Below are 17,215 nucleotides of genomic sequence, written 5' to 3'. Positions count from 1 at the left end.
GGATTTACGTATATCACAATACTTCATAGAATTCTGGCTAAGCGCTGATTCTTACTTACTTTTTTCGTGATTGAGCAGCGCAATACAGGTATGAGACCTGATTCTCACATCGATGTGGGCGGGCTCATTCTTCCAGGACCAATAGAGAGTGGATTCATGATCAAAAATCCTCATGTACGGCCTGACCTCAGTGATATCGACTTCACGAACTGGGTGGACCGCTGGTTACCGAGAGCGTGGCGACCTTACGCTCGGCTCGCACGGCTAGATCGGCCTGTTGGCACTTGGTTAACGCTGTTGCCGTGTCTTGCCGCCTTGGTGCAGGCCGCTGATGGTCTGCCGACCTTCCAGCGATTGATTGTTTTTTCGCTAGGTGCGCTCATCATGCGAAGTGCGGGGTCAACGGCTAACGACATTGCGGACAGAAAATTCGATGCGCATGTAGAGCGAACCCGTTTTCGTCCGTTAGCGAGTGGGCAACTACGAACTCGTCAGGGGCTGGTGTTTCTCATTGCCGAGCTTGCTGTCGCTGCCTCGTTGCTGATTTTCTTGAATCCGTTATCTCGATGGCTTGCCGTCGGGGTGCTGCCGATTGTCTTTATTTATCCTCTTTGTAAAAGATTTACCCATTGGCCCCAGGTGCCATTAGGTGCCGCTTTTAATTGGGGCATGTTGATGGCGTGGGCTGATACGCAAGGAATGGTTCCTCTCGGTGCCATTATCATGTGGGCCGGTGCTGTTGCCTGGCAAGTCGGTTACGACAGTATTTATGCCTATGTTGATGTGACAGACGATGCCAAGCTTAAACTGCGTTCTACCGCAATATTATTTGGCGCAAGAGGGCGGGAGTGGATCGGTGGGTTTTATATTGTCACCGTGCTGTTGTGGACTATCGGAGGATGGATGCTGTCAATGTCAGCCGCATACTTTTATGGTATGGCGATACTTGCAGCCCATCTCGCGTGGCAAGCATGGAGAATAGATGTTGATCGCCCTGATCTGAACTTCAAGCTATTTAGAGCGAATATAGTCACAGGCGTAATGTTGCTTGGAGCAAGTATCGTAGGCGTATTGCCACTTTTTTAAAAAATACAGTGACGACTGTCAGCATAACAAGGCGATGGCGAATCCCTTTGGGACGAGTCAAAGCCTGATAAATGTTAGCGATTTTTGGGTTTCAGACATTGGCTAAGTAGAGAGAGTCTGTCCCCGTACTCTTTTATGGCTGCTGTTCTTTGCCCGTCAAGTATTCGTGGCACAGCGCAATCCACGCTTGTGCGCTTTGCGACAGGTAGTTCCCCTGATGCCAGATCAAGCCGAGTTGCCAGGTCATCTCTGGCTCTAGCGGCAACCATAATAGGCGACTGGCATCGAGGCGTTGGCAGATTGGCGCGGGTAAAATAGCGACACCCATGCCGGTTTTCACCATCGCGGCCAGGAAATCCCACTGGCCGCTGCGTGCGGCAATTTTTGGCGTAAAGCCTTGCTGACTAAATACCGCCATCAGTTGCCGATAAAGCGCAAAGCCTTCGTTGTAAATCAAAATGCTTTCATTGGCTAAGGCGGCGATGGGCACGCAGGTTTGGCTAAGCCAATACTCATTGCGTGGTGCCACCACGTACAACGGGTGGGAGAAAAGTGGCATCGAGGTGATGGGCAAAGATGAATCGCTTGGCAATGCAGTGATCGCTAAATCTAACTCGCCAGATATCACTGCTTGCTGTACCACCAATCCGCCCAGTTCAGAAATAATCAGTTCTATCCCTGGGTAGCGCTGCCTGAAGGTGCCGATCAGATCTGCCATTTGTGTGCCGACCATTGGCGGAATACCCAGACGTAAGCGCCCGGATTTGACGTTATTGATATCCTCAAGCTCGGCTTCTAGCTGGCGAAACTCTTCAAGAATATTCAGTCCCCGTTGGTAAAGTGCCTGGCCGCTATCGGTCAGATGAAGCCGCCTCCCTTCGCGGATGAGTAAGGTGCATTGCAACTCCTCTTCAAGATGGCGCAACATCTTGCTGATGGTCGGCTGGGTGACGAACAGTTTTTCCGCCGCACGAGTAAAGCTTTGCTGGCGGACCACTTCAACAAAATAGCGCAGGGTGCGAACGTCCATAAAACTCCTATTTTTAAATCATTCCAATTTGGCATGATTTAAGTGATTTTAATTCATTTCTTAACAGGTTTCCTGTGAACGTATACTGCGTATCGTAATTTCTCCTCTTTTAAGGCCATTTACTATGATGTTGGCGTTGCGCTTGAAAGCGCCGTCTTTGATTGCCCGTTTTCAGGTTGTGATTCAGGTCATACTGTATGGGCTGCTTTTTATTGTCGCTGAACGTTTAGTGGTGTTATTACATCTGCCTTTGCCTGCCAACATTGTTGGTATGCTGATGCTGTTGCTACTGATTATTTGCAAGGTGTTGCCTGTGAGCTGGGTGAAAGCTGGCTCTCGCTGGTTATTGGCGGAAATGTTGCTGTTTTTCGTGCCTGCGGTAGTCGCGGTAGTGAATTACACGCAATTACTGATGGTAGAAGGCTGGCGTATTTTACTGGTGATTGCGGTCAGTACTGTACTGACGTTGGGGACGACTGCTTGGGTTGTTGACCGGGTTTATCGTTTTGAACAGCGTATGATGCAAAAGCGTGGCAACCATGATTGATATTATTCTCAGCCTTATCTGCTTTGTGGTGACATTGGCGCTGTATTATTTCAACAAGAAGCTCTATCGTCAAAAACGAACTCTCTTGCTGATGCCGTTACTTTTTACTCCGATAGTCTTGGTGTTGTTGCTGGTGACGACACATGTCTCTTACCAGGATTATATTGGTGAAACACATTGGCTACTGTGGTTTTTGGGGCCTTCAACGATTGCGTTTGCTGTGCCGGTTTATGAAAATTTGCACATCATTCGTCGCCATTGGATGTCACTGAGCGCGGGCGTGTTAACGGCAATTCTTGTCGCCGTGTTCACTTCTGTATGGTTAGCTAAATTCCTGGCATTACCTATGGAAGTACAGCGCAGTCTGGCCGTGCGTTCGGTCACAACACCTTTTGCTTTAGCGGCAGCCAAACAGTTAGGTGGGCAGCCAGATCTGGTGGCGTTGTTTACGGTAATAACCGGTCTGTTTGGTATGACAATCGGCGATATTATGTTTTTGCGTTTAGCGGTAAAAAGCCGCTTGGCTAAAGGTGCCGGGCTTGGTGCATCATCTCACGGTGCGGGCACCGCTAAAGCTTATGAGATGGGGCCAGAAGAAGGGATGGTATCGAGTCTGGTTATGATGCTAGCAGGGGTTGCGACTGTGGTAGCAGCACCGCTGATCGGCATCTTGATGTGGTGATATGCTAAGGCGTATGACTCAATAAAAAGCCCGCGCGATCGCGGGCTGAGTTTGATGACAATGTTGTCTTGAAGATCGAGATACTCGGGCATAGTACGCCTAGGGGCGCTCAGACGGACAAGCCGCTCCGACCCCAACGGCGTACTCTCCCTAATAACTGACTTTGTCAGCAGTCTGAGCCCGCGAATGATCGCGGGCTTTTTGTTTCTGATGCTTAGTAAAGAGAAGGCGCGCCTGCAGGCCGCGTTTTAAATCGGCGATGCAGCCAGAGATACTGAGAAGGTGCTCTCATGATTTCCTTTTCTACTACCCGATTCATATAAGCTGCTGCAGCCATCTCGTCGTCAATAGGATAGTCAGTCAGGGCCGGTTGAATCACCAGATCATAACCGGCACCTTTTTCTTTACGTACCAGTACAACAGAAACCAGCGCTGGTTTTGCCAAACGGGCTAGCATATAGGTACCACTGGTAGTGGCTGCCTGATCGACGGCAAACAGTGGAGCAAATACGCTGCCACGCGGGCCGTAATCCTGGTCTGGAGCAAACCAAACGGCTTCGCCTTTTTTCAGTGCGTGTACCATGCCGCGCAAATCTTTACGATCCAGCATCGCTTTGTTTGAACGCATACGGCCCCAGGTTTGTACAAACTCCATCGCTTTGTTGTTATGCGGGCGGTACATCGCCATCATTGGCTGGCATAGACCCATCGCGCGTCCGCCTAGTTCCAGCGACATAAAATGTACACCAATGACCAGCACCCCTTTTTGATTCTGCTGGGCCTGCTTTAGGTGGTTTAAACCGCTGACATCAAACCAACGTTTAACGCGGGCATCGGACCAGAACCAAGCCATACCGGTTTCTAATAAGCCCATCCCCAGAGATTCAAAATTCTGCACAATAGTGCGTTCTAACGTCTCTTTGTCCATGTGTGGGAAGCAAAGCTGCAAGTTTCTGCGGGTAATCGATACGCGGCGCTTAAGGAAACGCATTGAGGTTCGGCCCAGCCATATCCCAAGACGATACATCACAGGATAGGGTAGCTGAACGAGCAAGAATAGAACGCCTAGACCAAACCAGGTTAGCCAGTAACGTGGGTGTAAGAATGATGCTTGAAAGCGAGTCGGTGCAGTCATAAAAGTTCAATCATCTGTATAGAGTGATTCTGGGGTAACGCGTCAGCTGTGGCAGGAGAGCGATACTGTTTTGTATGAATATTCAGACACCGTTAAAAACGAAACGTTTAAAGAAACATCAAAGTGGCCGAATTATCATGTAAAAGACGGGGGTCGCAAAGCTAACTGGCTTTCCGTAGGCGATTGGCGGAGCGAGGTCGACTCTTTGGGATAACTATAACATGATCATTTAAGAAGACAGAGAGGGTAATCGTCCGAGAAACGTAATGTTTATTACTCATTTGTGAATCATTGTATATTGGTTTACTTTTGTACAAAAATACAATCGGGATGTGATATGTCTTTTATCATTGATATTTTCAATGATAAATAAAATTCCATTAACTATAAGATATTAATAGTTATTTTCCTTTTTTAAACGTTATCTAAACCATTGGTTCTAGTGATGTACTTTGGCCTTTTTCCTACTATGCAATAAAAAATAGCCTGCTATTGTTTAGGCGACTTATTGTCATTAGATAAAGGTTTTGTACCAATATATGGGTATTTATGATGACCAAATCTTATTATAACTGAGATATTTAAGGCCATCAGGTACAAATATTTTTGCTCTTGTATTATGAATATTCTTTAAATTTCAGCAGGTAACTTTTTTATTTAATTCACATTCACTCTTCAATAACTTAGGTCGTACACGAGATATTAGTGCTGGGCAAAGGCCTGCTGTCCTGTTAAAACAGTGGCTTGATTTTTCTATACGATTTAACCCCATTATGATTGTTCGTCCGCAGCAACACTGGTTCCCCCGTCTATTTGTCTGGCATGGCGCGGTGCTTACCAATATCCTTTTCCGCCTTAGCCTAAACTTTTGTGCCTCCATCATCGCTGTTATCTGCGAGCGGGCTTATGAATCCTTGGATATCCGCCTGACCTTAGCGCCGTTTAGCCTGCTGGGGATTGCTATCGCTATCTTCCTCGGTTTTCGCAATAGCGTTAGCTATGCAAGGTTTAGCGAAGCACGCCACCTGTGGGGTAATCTACTCATCACCAACCGTAGCCTGTTGCGTCAGGTTAAGAGCCTGATACCAGATGAAAAGGCTGCCATTGAGCATTTTACCTCGCTACAGATAGCGTTCAGTTATGCTCTCAAACACCAACTGCGCGGGACATCCCCTCAAGAGGATATGCTGCGGTTATTGCCGCAAGAAAGGGCAAATGAGGTGCTCAACACGCAATCTCCGACTAACCGGTTGTTATTGCTGATGGGAGAATGGCTAGGTCATCAACGTCAGGAAGGGAAGCTTTCGGATATTTCTTTCACCGCCATTGATGCCAATATCAATGTTCTTTCTGAAGTACTCGGCGGATGTGAGCGGATTGCCAATACGCCAATTCCTTTTGCTTATAGCCTGATTGTTCATCGTACGGTCTATCTGTTCTGTACGCTGCTACCTTTCGCCTTAGCCCCAACGCTTGGCTATATGACGGTGCTAGTGTCGGTGTTTATCTCTTATACCTTTATCTCTATCGATGCTTTGGCCGAAGAGCTGGAAGACCCATTTGGCACCGCCGACAACGACCTGCCGCTCAATGCCATGTGCAACACTATCGAGATTAACCTACTCGAGATGAATGGTGTCCAACCATTGCCTGCGCGCTTGCAACCGGATGAGAATTATCGGTTGAGTTAAGCCGAGCTGAGCCAACTGATCTTGGTATTTTTAAACTGGCTCTCGTGCTGGCAGCCCTCGTTGGTAGTTTCTTGGAGATTTTCCTATGACACGCTTAAATGCGTTGCTAAATGCACTTTCCGATGTGTATCCAAGTGACATAGCAAGGGCGCCGACAGACACTCGCTCGTTCTGCAAGGTGTGTTCTGCTAGCCTCATACGCCAATCTGTCAGGTAAGCCATTGGTGCAACGCCAGCTACGGTTTTGAAATATGCTGAGAATGTTGCGCGCGACATTGCTGCAGATTTTGCTAATTCTCCTAATTGCCAGGGATGACCTGGTTCCCCATGCATTAATTGCAATGCAGGGGCTAAGCGCTTGTCTCCCATTGCCCGAAGCCTGCCGCTGGTGATGGGATCTACATTCTCAAAATACGCACGTAAGATCTGAATGAACATCAGGTGAGCAAGCTGCGATGAAGCTGCACCTGCTCCTGGATAATTACCATCCTGCTCTGCGACAAGCTGTTCCAATAGCCAACAAAGTGATGGCGAATGTCGGGAAGCGGAACGGATATGAATCATAGGGGGCAACTCATCAATAAGAAGCTGTGCACTATTGTCAGACAGCTCTACTTTCCCGCCTATCATGAAAAACTCTTCACCTTCACCATAATAGGCAATGGTTCCCTTACGGCTTTCCAGAATCTCCGCCAAATGAATAGATTTGAGCGTTAGATCACTTGCCAGGATGTGTGAGCGAGGGGTTCTAAGGAGAAAAATATCCCCAGCTCCAACGGTAATGGGACTAGTTTCTCCATCCATGAGGAGTGAGCAGTTACCACGAACAATGCCCCAGAACTTAATTTGATCGGACGCTGGGAACTCAATAGCCCATTTTCCACCGGTGATCAGTCCACCAGCTAGAACGGATTGCGCATTAAGTAATTTTAGAAGGTCGGAAAAGGGATCTAGAGTCATTTTTAGATTTTTACGCATAAAACATCGAATAACAAGCATTAATAATCTTATTGGCATCCACTATTCTTGAACTGCAATTTGAGGCGCTTTCATCTACAGAGAGCGATTCAGATTTAATCATCTGATTACCTACTTGGAAGGAATGGAAATGATGCAGCAGCGAACTTGGTTTATCACCGGAGTTAACAGTGGCTTTGGTCGCCAGATGACAGAACAACTTCTTGCTCGAGGAGATTGTGTTGCTGGAACCGTGCGTGCGCTATCAACAATGAATGATCTTAAGGCTCGTTATGGCGATCGTTTATGGCTGGCAGAACTTGATTTAACCGATACGTATTCTATTAGGCATGTCATTGATAAGGCGTTTGATGAATTAAGCAAAATTGATGTCGTTGTCAGCAATGCTGGCTATGGTCTGTTCGGGGCTGCGGAAGAAATGACGGATGAGCAGGTGTTGCATCAGATCTCGACTAACCTTATTGGTTCGATCCAAGTGGTACGTGCGGCACTCCCATACTTACGTCACCAGCAGGGGGGACGTATTATCCAGCTATCTTCTGTTGGCGGGCAGGCGGTGTTTCCCGGCGGTTCGTTATATCACGCCACTAAATGGGGGATAGAGGGATTTATTGACGCAGTCGGACTGGAGGTTGCCGCTTTCAATATCGGCTGTACGCTCATTGAACCTGGCGGTGCGCGAACAGATTTTCGCTATAGAAGTTCGCAGCTTGGACCAAAGATCGACGCTTATGATGCGTCGCCTGCGAGTATGGCTCGCCGAATGATTGAAGGGGGGATTATTATTCCTCCGGGCGACCCAGCGAAAATGGCGTCAATCATCATTGATAGTGCGGATCAACATCCAGCGCCGACGAGGATTGCTCTTGGCAGCGATGCGTATAACGTGATGCACAAACAACTTAGCAGCCGGTTAGCCGCACTCGAAGAGCAGAAAGATCTGGCATTTTCTACGGACTATCCAGCAAATAGCTGATTGGCTTTGGTATGGCTGAAAATCTTGAGTCCTTCCATTTATAAACAGCCGCATAAATACCAATAAAAAAGGCGCTCTATCTTGCGATAAAAGCGCCTTTTCTCAAGCAACTCACTGATTAATATCAGTTCATGCCGTATTTTTTCAATTTCTTACGCAGCGTACCGCGGTTGATACCCATCATCAGGGCTGCACGAGTCTGGTTGCCACGGGTGTACTGCATCACCATGTCTAACAGTGGCTGTTCAACTTCAGCCAGAACCAACTCATACAGGTCATTGACGTCCTGACCATTCAGTTGAGCGAAATAGCCCTTAAGTGCTTGTTTTACCGAGTCACGCAGGGGTTTTTGGGTTACCTGATCCTGAGAATTAACGGTAGATACGGTCAGTACATCAGAATTCACGCGTTGTTCGAACATAGTTCTGTCAGCTCTTTTTTGTTACGCAAGATTTTCGAAATATGCTTCCAACGCCTCCAGCTGTTCGCTGGCATCCTCTATGGCGTTGAAGGAGCGCCGAAACTGGTCATTCGGGGCATGCTCCTGGAGATACCAGGAAACGTGCTTACGGGCGATACGGAATCCCTTGCCTTGACCGTAGAAGTCGTGCAATTCCCGTACGTGCCCTATTAACAAGTGCTGAACCTCCCCAAGCGGTGGCGGCGGTAACAGCTCCCCTGTGTCCAGATAATGCTGGATTTCCCGGAAGATCCAAGGTCTTCCCTGAGAAGCGCGTCCTATCATCAAGGCATCAGCCCCGGTGTAGTCGAGCACTGCTCTGGCTTTATGCGGGTCAGTTATGTCGCCGTTCGCGATAATCGGAATGGCGACATTCTGCTTAACTGTCCGAATACTGTCGTACTCAGCCTCTCCATTGAAGAGGCAGGAACGTGTCCGGCCATGAATCGTCAAGGCCTGAATACCACAATCTTCAGCCAATTGGGCAATTTGTAGACAGTTACGGTTTTCCGGTTCCCAACCAGTACGAATTTTCAACGTCACTGGCACATCAACCGCTTGAACGACAGCGGTGAGGATCTGTTTCACCAGATCCGGATACTGCAACAAGGCAGATCCAGCCAGCTTACGGTTCACTTTCTTGGCCGGGCAACCCATATTGATGTCGATGATTTGAGCACCGCTTTCCACATTAATGCGCGCGGCGGCAGCCATATCATCAGGATCACAACCGGCAATCTGCACGGCGCGAATCCCAGGCTCATCGTTATGTACCATACGCAAGCGTGACTTATCCGTCCGCCAGACCTCAGGGTTAGAGGACAGCATTTCGGATACAGCCATACCAGCCCCCATCGCATGACATAAGGCACGAAACGGGCGATCTGTGATACCGGCCATTGGGGCGGCAATCAGGCAATTTTTAAGCTGGTGGTGACCAATGCGCATAGACTAGGAATGACCATACTGAAGTCCGCAAGGGCGCGTATATTACGCATTTTTCCTAGGATATGAAAGGCCAAACTTTGAGCAATAGGCTAAGAAAAAGGTTAATTAACAGATGATGATGCTACGTTTTTTGTTTTTTATCATAAATAACATAATGTTATCGATAATCGATTAAATTGTACTCTTGTGTAATTTCCTTTCATTTCGCTGAATTAGGATGCTCAACTAGTCAAATCTAAGGTGAATATTGCTGTTTTAAGTAGCAATAACCGCGAAGATTCTGTGACGTGCATCGCTCGGAGATTAAAATTAACGCAGCGAAAATCGCCATAAATGACAAGGCATAGCGCAAAAAAAGCCCGTTCGGCGGTGATGCCGGACGGGCTGTGAAAATGATGTGCAGTTGAATTAGTGTTTTTTCACACCCGTGATACGGCACCATTCTTCTTTCTCTGCCACAGGGTCAAGCTCGAACAGGTCGCTATAGGCTTGGGCAACACTTTCGGCTTGGCTTGCTAAAATACCCGAGAGGCCAAGATGTCCACCTGCCACCGGCAGTATGCTGATAAGCGGCGCCAGTTCACGCAATGGGCCTGCAAGGATGTTAGCGACCACGACATCAGCAGAAAGGTTAGCGGGCTGGTCTTGGGGTAGATAGAGCGACAAACGCTCTGAAACGCCGTTACGTTGCGCATTATCGCGGCTGGCTTGAATCGCCTGTGGGTCGATATCAATACCAATAGCGCTAGCCGCGCCGAGCTTCAATGCGGCAATGGCTAAAATACCGGAGCCACAGCCAAAATCGATAACCGTTTTGCCCTGTAGATCGAGGCCATCGAGCCACTCCAAACACATCGCGGTAGTAGGATGCGTGCCAGTACCAAAGGCTAAACCAGGGTCGAGCATCACGTTAACCGCCGTTGGGTCTGGTACATCGCGCCAGCTTGGACAGATCCACAGACGTTGGCCGAAGCGCATTGGGTGGAAGTTGTCCATCCATTCACGCTCCCAGTCTTTGTCTTCCAACTGCTCGATTTTATGGACAAAGCCTTTACCCAGCAGCGGTTCCTGCTCCAGCATGGCAATGACATCGTCCATATCGGTTTCTGCGTCAAACAGACCAATCGCATCGGTATCGCCCCATAGCAGGGTTTCTCCCGGCAGTGGTTCAAACACCGGATTATCATGAGTATCCTGGAAAGTGACAGATACCGCGCCGCTCTCAATCAGCGCATCGCTGAGCGTTTCTGCGTGTTCACCGGTAGTATTAATTTTCAGTTGGATCCAAGGCATAACAATTCTCTTTTTAACTTTCTTGAAAGTAGCAACGGCAACGTTATTGGGTGTCCTGCGCAGTAATGACAGGTTTCACCTGTGGCGTCCGATGACACTTATTGCCCAAATAAAACGCCACCAGGCTCAACAGCAGTGATGGCACAATAGGGTGCAAACCGGCGATATGCAGATTGATGCTGGCTAATAGGGTATAGCATACCGCGCCGACAATCATTGAGCAGAGTGCGCCAGTGGCATTCGCGCGTTCCCAATACAGGCCAAGCACTAGAGGCCAAAGGAAGACCGCTTCCAGGCCGCCGAAGGCCAGTAAATTTAGCCAGATAATCATCTCTGGCGGCCGCCAGGCTGCGAAAACGACCAAAAGACCCAATACCAGCGTTGCCAGGCTAGAAAAGCGTTTAAGGCGCTTCTCATTGGTCATTTGATTAGGGCGGATCCCTAAGTAGAGATCTTTGACGATCGTTGCCGACGATTGCAACAGTTGTGCGTTGATAGTCGACATGATCGCCGCCATCGGTGCAGCCAGAAAGATCCCGGCAGCCAGTGGCGGTAATACGGCGATCATGAGCGTCGGGATCACCTGATCCGGTACTTTGAGATCGGGCAGGATCGCCCGGCCAAGTGCGCCAGACAAATGCATACCAAACATCAGCACGGCAACCACAAGCGTACCGAGCACAATACCACGATGCACCGCCTTGCTGTCACGATAAGAGATGCAGCGTACCGCGGTGTGCGGCAAACCAATCACCCCAAAGCACACTAAGATCCAGAATGATGCCATAAACGGTGCGGAGAGAATGTCATCACCGCCATGTACGGAGACAAGCTTAGGATCGATATGTTGCAGTTTATCGACCGCACTGTGTAATCCACCGGCCGCGTGGATCACTGCCACGACCAGTAAAATGGTACCCAGCAACATCACCAACCCTTGCATGGCATCATTGAGCACGCTGGCGCGAAAGCCACCAAAGGCGGTATAGAGGGCGATACTGACACCGAAAATCATCAGGCCAGTGTCGTAAGGGATACCCGCCGCCGTTTCTAACAGTCGTGCGCCGCCAATAAATTGCACGGTCATGGCACCGAGGAAAGCGACCAGCAGACTAAAGCTTGCCAGCCACACTAAAAGGCGGCTCTGATAACGGCCATAAAGCATGTCATTGAGCGTCACCGCATTATAACGGCGCGCCAGAATGGCAAATTTTTTGCCTAATACGCCAAGCGATAGCCACACCGCGGGCAGTTGGATCATCGCCAGCAGCACCCAGCCTAACCCATATTTATAGGCGGCTCCCGGCCCACCGATAAATGAACTGGCGCTGATATAGGTAGCGGTCAGCGTCATGGCAAGGACAAATCCGCCCATTGAGCGATTGCCAAGAAAATATTCAGTTAGAAAGCTACCTTCCTGACGTTTGGAATAGGCGTAAACCGACAGGCCGAAGACCAACAGCAGATAGGCGATCAGCGGCAGTAATATTTCAATCTTCACCGTTGTTCTCCAATGAAATATCGCGGAATACCACGCGAACCATAACCCAACTGAGTAATACAAACAGCAATGGCACCAACAGGCAGGCCATTTCAAACCAGTGTGGCAGGCCAGTAATCCCTTGTTTATCATCAAGTAGGTAGGCGGCTGACGACCAAGCTAACAGGTAAGCGACCGTCAGGCCAAAGGCCCAGCGTGCTTCCCGATTGGCTTGCAGGAATCGTTTGTCCATTCCAGGCTCCTATAAATGAAAAAAGGCCGGAATATCCGGCCTTAGTAGAGTTAAACCTTGGGTTTACTCGATTATTTTTCCTGCAGACCGAGTTTCTTCTCCAGATAGTGGATGTTGGTTCCACCGTGCTGGAAGTTCTCGTCGCTCATGATGCGCATTTGCAGGTCAACGTTGGTTTTGATGCCATCGATGATCAGTTCTGCCAAGGCGTTTTTCATGCGGGAAATTGCCACATCACGGTTCTCACCGTAAGTGATCAGTTTACCGATCATGGAATCATAATACGGAGGCACAGTGTAGCCTGCGTAAATATGAGATTCCCAACGTACACCAAAGCCGCCAGGCGCGTGGAAACGGGTGATTTTACCCGGGCTTGGCAGGAAGGTGTTCGGATCTTCGGCGTTAATACGACATTCAACGGCATGGCCTTGAATACGTACTTCGTCTTGTTTGATCGACAAAGGCTGGCCTGCGGCAATGCGCAGTTGCTCTTTGATCAAATCGACGCCGGTGATCATCTCGGTAACCGGATGTTCAACCTGGATACGGGTGTTCATCTCGATGAAGTAGAACTCGCCGTTTTCATACAGGAACTCAAAAGTACCTGCACCACGGTAGCCGATATCTACACAAGCTTTTGAACAGCGTTCACCGATATAACGACGCATTTCTGCAGTGATACCTGGTGCTGGAGCTTCTTCAACCACTTTCTGGTGACGACGTTGCATAGAGCAATCGCGTTCTGCCAGATAGATAGCGTTACCTTGACCGTCAGCCAATACCTGGATTTCCACGTGACGTGGGTTTTCCAGGTATTTTTCCATGTAAACCATGTCGTTGTTGAAAGCCGCTTTGGCTTCTGCACGAGTCATGTTAATGGACTGCTCAAGATCTTTTTCGCTACGCACGACGCGCATACCGCGACCGCCGCCGCCGCCAGAGGCTTTGATGATAACCGGATAACCGATGCGCTTACCGAAGGCACGGTTTTTATCCATGTCATCGCCCAGCGGGCCATCAGAACCAGGTACGCAAGGTACGCCTGCTTTTTTCATCGCGCTAATCGCAGACACTTTATCGCCCATCAGACGAATAGTGTCGGCTTTCGGGCCGATGAAGATAAAGCCAGAGCGCTCAACTTGCTCAGCAAAGTCGGCGTTCTCGGACAGGAAACCGTAACCAGGGTGGATAGCCACCGCACCGGTGATTTCTGCCGCAGAGATCAGCGCAGGAATGTTCAGGTAACTTTTTACTGAAGGTGCCGGGCCGATACAGACGGTTTCGTCCGCCAGCAGCACGTGTTTCAGATCGCGGTCAGCGGTCGAGTGCACAGCAACGGTTTTGATGCCTAATTCTTTACAGGCACGCAAAATACGTAGGGCAATCTCACCGCGGTTAGCGATAACAATTTTATCTAGCATGGTTCGCCTCGTTATTCGATGACGACCAGTGGCTCGTCGAATTCAACCGGTTGGCCGCTTTCAACCAGAATGGCTTTAACCACACCAGCTTTGTCGGCTTCGATTTGGTTCATCATTTTCATTGCTTCAACGATGCACAGAGTGTCGCCAACGTTAACTCTTTGGCCAACTTCAACGAAGGCTTTCGCGTCTGGGCTTGGGGTACGGTAGAACGTCCCAACCATTGGCGAAAGAACAACATGTCCGCTGATAGCTGCAGGCGCTGCTTCAGCCGCTGGGGCTGCTGGTGCAACGGCTTGTGCCAGAGCTGGTTGTGGAGCTGGTGCTGCGTATTGCTGCATGACCGGGTAAGCGGCGACAGGTGCTGCACGGCTGATACGAACGGACTCTTCACCTTCAGAAATTTCCAGTTCAGAAATACCTGATTCTTCAACCAGTTCGATCAGTTTCTTAATTTTACGAATATCCATGGTGTGATTCCGCACTCTTGTTTCGAAGTTATTAAATGGATTTTGACAAGCGGTTAACCGCTGCCTGTAAAGCAAAATGGTAGCCATCTGCACCAAGGCCGCAGATGACGCCCACTGCGATATCGGATAGATAAGAATGATGCCTAAATGTCTCGCGAGCATGCACATTTGACAGATGGATTTCGATAAACGGAATCTGTACTGCCAGCAATGCATCACGTAACGCCACGCTGGTATGGGTAAAGGCTGCAGGGTTTATCAAGATAAAGTCCGTATTTCCCCGTGCCTGATGAATCCGGTCAATCAGGAGGTGCTCTGCGTTAGATTGCAGGTGGCTCAACGCAACATTCGCTGCGGCGGCCTGCTGTTCCAAACCTTTAACGATATCGTTAAGCGTGGTACTGCCATAGGTTTCTGGCTCACGGGTCCCGAGTAAATTTAGGTTCGGGCCGTTAAGAAGCAAAATGTCAAACTTATGCGTCATTGTGAGCCTATCTCCGGCAATTAGACAAAGATTGTAGAAAATACCTCGACGTCACCGATTTGTCACCTATTTCGCGTCAAATTAGTCTGCCGATGGGAGTTATGTCGTGCATTATAATGATATCGTGGCAATTCGCAGCTAAATACTGGTCTTATCAGCGAAGATAATCAACCCTCAGTTTGCAACTGAGGGTAAATGAAAGAACATTTTGAGGGGGTAAATACACCACAATCTAGGGAAGATGGCGGCGTTATCGCCACCATTGGCGCACTTTCTTATAGCGTAATGCCAACAAGATCGCGGCAATTAGCGCATAGAGCATTGGCTGAGGCGACAAGATTTTCACTGACCATAGATAGTGAATTGGCGCCAGGATAGCGACAATATAGATACCGTTGTGCAATCTTTGCCACCCTTTACCTAATTTGCGCTGCGACCATAATGTCGAAGTACAGGCTAGTACTAATAAGATTATCCAACTAATAATGCCTAAGGTGAGATAAGGGCGGGAAATAAGTTCGCTGCCCAATAAGGCTAAGTTACTTATACCCAACTCCAGGAAGGAGTAGCTTAATAAATGCAGTGTTCCCCACGCAAAACACCATAATCCGACCAAACGACGCACCCGAATCAATAATGGTTGTTTGCCATAGCGGGCAACGGGCGTGATGAGTAATGTTGCCAGCAGCAGTTTTAACGTCATTCGCCCGGTAAAATGCTGGATATCTTTCGAAGGATCGGCGCTGAACCACCCTTGATTGATTGAGATGAAAATCCACAGTAAAGGTACAAATGCGGCGAGATGTATCACCACCTTCAGCCAGATTATCTGTTTTGCACTAAGGCGTCGCATCGTCGTTGTTCCCGTTTCTCTCAACTTTACTGTGGGGTAAATCATTTATTGTATTTTAAAATCAATGGTTAACCGGTAAATCAATAGTTAACTCGTAAATCCAAGCCGCGATAAAGGTGTGCGACTTCTTTAGCATAGCCGTTGTAGAGCAGGGTCGGTTGGCGTTTCACATCAAGAATGCCGCCTGAACCGATAAAGCGTTCTGTAGCTTGCGACCAGCGCGGGTGGTCAACGTGCGGGTTGACGTTGGCATAGAAGCCGTACTCGTTAGCGGCGATTTGATTCCAGGTTGTTGGCGGTTGCTCCTTGACCAACTTAATGTTCACTATCGATTTAATGCCTTTAAAGCCGTATTTCCATGGAATGGTTAGACGTATTGGCGCGCCATTTTGCGGCGGCATCGCTTTACCGTAAACCCCGACTGACATGAACGCGAGCGGGTTCATTGCTTCATCCATACGCAATCCTTCTACATAAGGATAATCTAGCCCGCCGCCGATAAAACGGTCTTTCTGGCCCGGCATATGCTCTGGGTCATACAAGGTTTGGAAAGCAACAAAACGCGCGTTACTGGTCGGTTCCACGAGCTTCAGGAGGCTGCTGAGTGGAAAACCAACCCACGGGATAACCATTGACCAGGCTTCAACACAACGCATGCGGTAAATGCGTTGTTCTAGCGGGAAACGTTTGAGGATATCGTCCATATCCAGCGTGATAGGTTTGCCCACTTCGCCATCAATGACCACTTTCCAATCGGTCAGTGGCAACTGCCCGGCATTTGCCGCAGGATCGGCTTTATCTAAACCAAATTCATAAAAGTTGTTATAGCCGGTGACTTTATCTTCTGGTGTGAGTGGCAGATTACTTTGATAGTCGGCAGGTTTGGTAAATGTCAGTGGTTTTCCCGCCGGTGCTTTCGGCCGGTCATTGCCTTTGAACCACGAGAGAACATCGGCTTGAGACGTAGCAGGGATCGCGAGCGCTGCCGCGCTAAGTCCAAGTGCCTGCAAAACTTTGCGCCTATCGTTAAAAATATGTTCGGGGGTGACGTCGGCTTCGGTAAGTACGCGTGGTTTGCTCATAAGGACACTCCATAGGAATGACGGCTATTTTTTCTATTCATCAACTATCAATCGATGACGGGATGAATGAAGCATGGCGTTAAAATGAGTATTTGGCGAGAGGGAGGAGCATGAAAATACGAAATTTTACAGATGTTGCAGTAAGAGGATTGTAGGTAATATTTTGTCATAAACACAAACTTATCGCCCTCGCTGGTGATGAAGGCAGTGTAATAGCGCTTTTTCTCGCATAAAAATCTCCGCTTTCTGCTACGTTTTGTTTTTTAATTAGCTAATTAATACCATGTTAATACAGAAATTTTTTTTGTTTACTCGCAGATATAGTTGCCTCTTTCTACGGTTTACC

18 protein-coding genes are annotated in these 17,215 nt (G+C 48.6%); 5 read left to right on the top strand and 13 right to left on the bottom strand.

The features are described from left to right. The first annotated feature begins 156 nt into the window (after positions 1 to 156). A complete protein-coding gene (gene ubiA, locus ACL9RG_RS09085) occupies positions 157 to 1,086 on the top strand; it encodes a 4-hydroxybenzoate octaprenyltransferase (RefSeq protein WP_422792266.1) in 930 nt (309 codons plus the stop codon). A gap of 133 nt (positions 1,087 to 1,219) precedes the next feature. Here ubiA and ACL9RG_RS09080 read toward each other — a convergent pair whose 3' ends face one another. Then, positions 1,220 to 2,116, bottom strand: coding sequence for a LysR substrate-binding domain-containing protein (locus ACL9RG_RS09080; protein ID WP_422792265.1), 897 nt, complete (start codon positions 2,114 to 2,116; stop codon positions 1,220 to 1,222). 124 nt (positions 2,117 to 2,240) lie between these two features. Between ACL9RG_RS09080 and ACL9RG_RS09075 the strand changes: the two genes are divergently transcribed. Together ACL9RG_RS09075 and ACL9RG_RS09070 are read left to right on the top strand one after the other, a co-directional pair. After that, on the top strand, positions 2,241 to 2,663 hold the full coding sequence (locus ACL9RG_RS09075) for a CidA/LrgA family protein (RefSeq protein WP_422792264.1): 423 nt from the start codon (positions 2,241 to 2,243) through the stop codon (positions 2,661 to 2,663). Then, entirely contained in the window at positions 2,656 to 3,345 is a 690-nt protein-coding gene (locus tag ACL9RG_RS09070) for an LrgB family protein (RefSeq protein ID WP_422792263.1), read from the top strand. Before ACL9RG_RS09075 ends, ACL9RG_RS09070 begins: the two co-directional genes overlap by 8 nt. A gap of 214 nt (positions 3,346 to 3,559) precedes the next feature. Here ACL9RG_RS09070 and lpxP read toward each other — a convergent pair whose 3' ends face one another. Beyond that, positions 3,560 to 4,480, bottom strand: coding sequence for a kdo(2)-lipid IV(A) palmitoleoyltransferase (lpxP, locus tag ACL9RG_RS09065; protein ID WP_422792262.1), 921 nt, complete (start codon positions 4,478 to 4,480; stop codon positions 3,560 to 3,562). A gap of 773 nt (positions 4,481 to 5,253) precedes the next feature. Between lpxP and ACL9RG_RS09060 the strand changes: the two genes are divergently transcribed. Then, the gene (locus ACL9RG_RS09060; RefSeq protein WP_422792261.1) at positions 5,254 to 6,171 is read left to right on the top strand and encodes a bestrophin family protein; all 918 of its coding nucleotides are present in this window, start codon (positions 5,254 to 5,256) and stop codon (positions 6,169 to 6,171) included. 30 nt (positions 6,172 to 6,201) lie between these two features. On the opposite strand, the gene ACL9RG_RS09055 is transcribed toward ACL9RG_RS09060, so the two are convergent. Beyond that, a complete protein-coding gene (locus ACL9RG_RS09055) occupies positions 6,202 to 7,170 on the bottom strand; it encodes an AraC family transcriptional regulator (protein ID WP_422792260.1) in 969 nt (322 codons plus the stop codon). A gap of 109 nt (positions 7,171 to 7,279) precedes the next feature. Here ACL9RG_RS09055 and ACL9RG_RS09050 point away from each other — a divergent pair, with 109 nt between their 5' ends. Further along, complete coding sequence (locus ACL9RG_RS09050) at positions 7,280 to 8,125, top strand: SDR family oxidoreductase (protein ID WP_422792259.1); 846 nt, start codon at positions 7,280 to 7,282, stop codon at positions 8,123 to 8,125. Between the two features lie 124 nt (positions 8,126 to 8,249). Here the strand turns inward: ACL9RG_RS09050 and fis are convergent, their stop codons facing one another. From fis to msrP, 10 genes are all read right to left on the bottom strand, one after another. Then, positions 8,250 to 8,546 carry a DNA-binding transcriptional regulator Fis gene (gene fis / locus ACL9RG_RS09045; RefSeq protein WP_004097144.1) on the bottom strand — a complete coding sequence of 99 codons (297 nt, stop codon included), beginning with the start codon at positions 8,544 to 8,546 and terminating at the stop codon, positions 8,250 to 8,252. 21 nt (positions 8,547 to 8,567) lie between these two features. Next, a complete protein-coding gene (gene dusB / locus ACL9RG_RS09040; RefSeq protein WP_422792258.1) occupies positions 8,568 to 9,533 on the bottom strand; it encodes a tRNA dihydrouridine synthase DusB in 966 nt (321 codons plus the stop codon). A 408-nt stretch (positions 9,534 to 9,941) separates the two neighbouring features. Beyond that, the gene (prmA, locus tag ACL9RG_RS09035) at positions 9,942 to 10,826 is read right to left on the bottom strand and encodes a 50S ribosomal protein L11 methyltransferase (protein WP_422792257.1); all 885 of its coding nucleotides are present in this window, start codon (positions 10,824 to 10,826) and stop codon (positions 9,942 to 9,944) included. Between the two features lie 43 nt (positions 10,827 to 10,869). Next, on the bottom strand, positions 10,870 to 12,327 hold the full coding sequence (gene panF, locus ACL9RG_RS09030; RefSeq protein ID WP_422792256.1) for a sodium/pantothenate symporter: 1,458 nt from the start codon (positions 12,325 to 12,327) through the stop codon (positions 10,870 to 10,872). Beyond that, a complete protein-coding gene (locus ACL9RG_RS09025; RefSeq protein ID WP_422792255.1) occupies positions 12,317 to 12,559 on the bottom strand; it encodes a YhdT family protein in 243 nt (80 codons plus the stop codon). Before ACL9RG_RS09025 ends, panF begins: the two co-directional genes overlap by 11 nt. A gap of 71 nt (positions 12,560 to 12,630) precedes the next feature. Then, the gene (gene accC, locus ACL9RG_RS09020) at positions 12,631 to 13,980 is read right to left on the bottom strand and encodes an acetyl-CoA carboxylase biotin carboxylase subunit (protein ID WP_422792254.1); all 1,350 of its coding nucleotides are present in this window, start codon (positions 13,978 to 13,980) and stop codon (positions 12,631 to 12,633) included. An 11-nt stretch (positions 13,981 to 13,991) separates the two neighbouring features. Further along, positions 13,992 to 14,450: an acetyl-CoA carboxylase biotin carboxyl carrier protein gene (gene accB, locus ACL9RG_RS09015; protein ID WP_422792253.1), complete on the bottom strand. Its 459-nt coding sequence runs from the start codon at positions 14,448 to 14,450 to the stop codon at positions 13,992 to 13,994. 31 nt (positions 14,451 to 14,481) lie between these two features. Further along, positions 14,482 to 14,934, bottom strand: coding sequence for a type II 3-dehydroquinate dehydratase (gene aroQ, locus ACL9RG_RS09010; protein WP_422792252.1), 453 nt, complete (start codon positions 14,932 to 14,934; stop codon positions 14,482 to 14,484). Between the two features lie 250 nt (positions 14,935 to 15,184). After that, a complete protein-coding gene (gene msrQ, locus ACL9RG_RS09005; protein WP_422792251.1) occupies positions 15,185 to 15,787 on the bottom strand; it encodes a protein-methionine-sulfoxide reductase heme-binding subunit MsrQ in 603 nt (200 codons plus the stop codon). Between the two features lie 80 nt (positions 15,788 to 15,867). After that, a complete protein-coding gene (gene msrP, locus ACL9RG_RS09000) occupies positions 15,868 to 16,869 on the bottom strand; it encodes a protein-methionine-sulfoxide reductase catalytic subunit MsrP (RefSeq protein ID WP_422792250.1) in 1,002 nt (333 codons plus the stop codon). Between the last annotated feature and the right edge of the window lie 346 nt (positions 16,870 to 17,215).

The organism is Rouxiella sp. Mn2063 (assembly GCF_049319665.1).
Lineage (GTDB): Bacteria > Pseudomonadota > Gammaproteobacteria > Enterobacterales > Enterobacteriaceae > JBMOUD01.
Note: the sequence above shows the minus strand (reverse complement) of the source record. Positions and strands in the feature narration are given on the sequence as shown.

Excerpts from the sequence above, each read along its gene's own strand:
- ubiA (WP_422792266.1), top strand. The coding sequence starts at position 157 with ATGATCAAAAATCCTCATGTACGGCCTGACCTCAGTGATATCGACTTC.
- ACL9RG_RS09080 (WP_422792265.1), bottom strand. The coding sequence starts at position 2,116 with ATGGACGTTCGCACCCTGCGCTATTTTGTTGAAGTGGTCCGCCAGCAA.
- ACL9RG_RS09075 (WP_422792264.1), top strand. The coding sequence starts at position 2,241 with ATGATGTTGGCGTTGCGCTTGAAAGCGCCGTCTTTGATTGCCCGTTTT.
- ACL9RG_RS09070 (WP_422792263.1), top strand. The coding sequence starts at position 2,656 with ATGATTGATATTATTCTCAGCCTTATCTGCTTTGTGGTGACATTGGCG.
- lpxP (WP_422792262.1), bottom strand. The coding sequence starts at position 4,480 with ATGACTGCACCGACTCGCTTTCAAGCATCATTCTTACACCCACGTTAC.
- ACL9RG_RS09060 (WP_422792261.1), top strand. The coding sequence starts at position 5,254 with ATGATTGTTCGTCCGCAGCAACACTGGTTCCCCCGTCTATTTGTCTGG.
- ACL9RG_RS09055 (WP_422792260.1), bottom strand. The coding sequence starts at position 7,170 with ATGCTTGTTATTCGATGTTTTATGCGTAAAAATCTAAAAATGACTCTA.
- ACL9RG_RS09050 (WP_422792259.1), top strand. The coding sequence starts at position 7,280 with ATGATGCAGCAGCGAACTTGGTTTATCACCGGAGTTAACAGTGGCTTT.
- fis (WP_004097144.1), bottom strand. The coding sequence starts at position 8,546 with ATGTTCGAACAACGCGTGAATTCTGATGTACTGACCGTATCTACCGTT.
- dusB (WP_422792258.1), bottom strand. The coding sequence starts at position 9,533 with ATGCGCATTGGTCACCACCAGCTTAAAAATTGCCTGATTGCCGCCCCA.
- prmA (WP_422792257.1), bottom strand. The coding sequence starts at position 10,826 with ATGCCTTGGATCCAACTGAAAATTAATACTACCGGTGAACACGCAGAA.
- ACL9RG_RS09025 (WP_422792255.1), bottom strand. The coding sequence starts at position 12,559 with ATGGACAAACGATTCCTGCAAGCCAATCGGGAAGCACGCTGGGCCTTT.
- accC (WP_422792254.1), bottom strand. The coding sequence starts at position 13,980 with ATGCTAGATAAAATTGTTATCGCTAACCGCGGTGAGATTGCCCTACGT.
- accB (WP_422792253.1), bottom strand. The coding sequence starts at position 14,450 with ATGGATATTCGTAAAATTAAGAAACTGATCGAACTGGTTGAAGAATCA.
- aroQ (WP_422792252.1), bottom strand. The coding sequence starts at position 14,934 with ATGACGCATAAGTTTGACATTTTGCTTCTTAACGGCCCGAACCTAAAT.
- msrQ (WP_422792251.1), bottom strand. The coding sequence starts at position 15,787 with ATGCGACGCCTTAGTGCAAAACAGATAATCTGGCTGAAGGTGGTGATA.
- msrP (WP_422792250.1), bottom strand. The coding sequence starts at position 16,869 with ATGAGCAAACCACGCGTACTTACCGAAGCCGACGTCACCCCCGAACAT.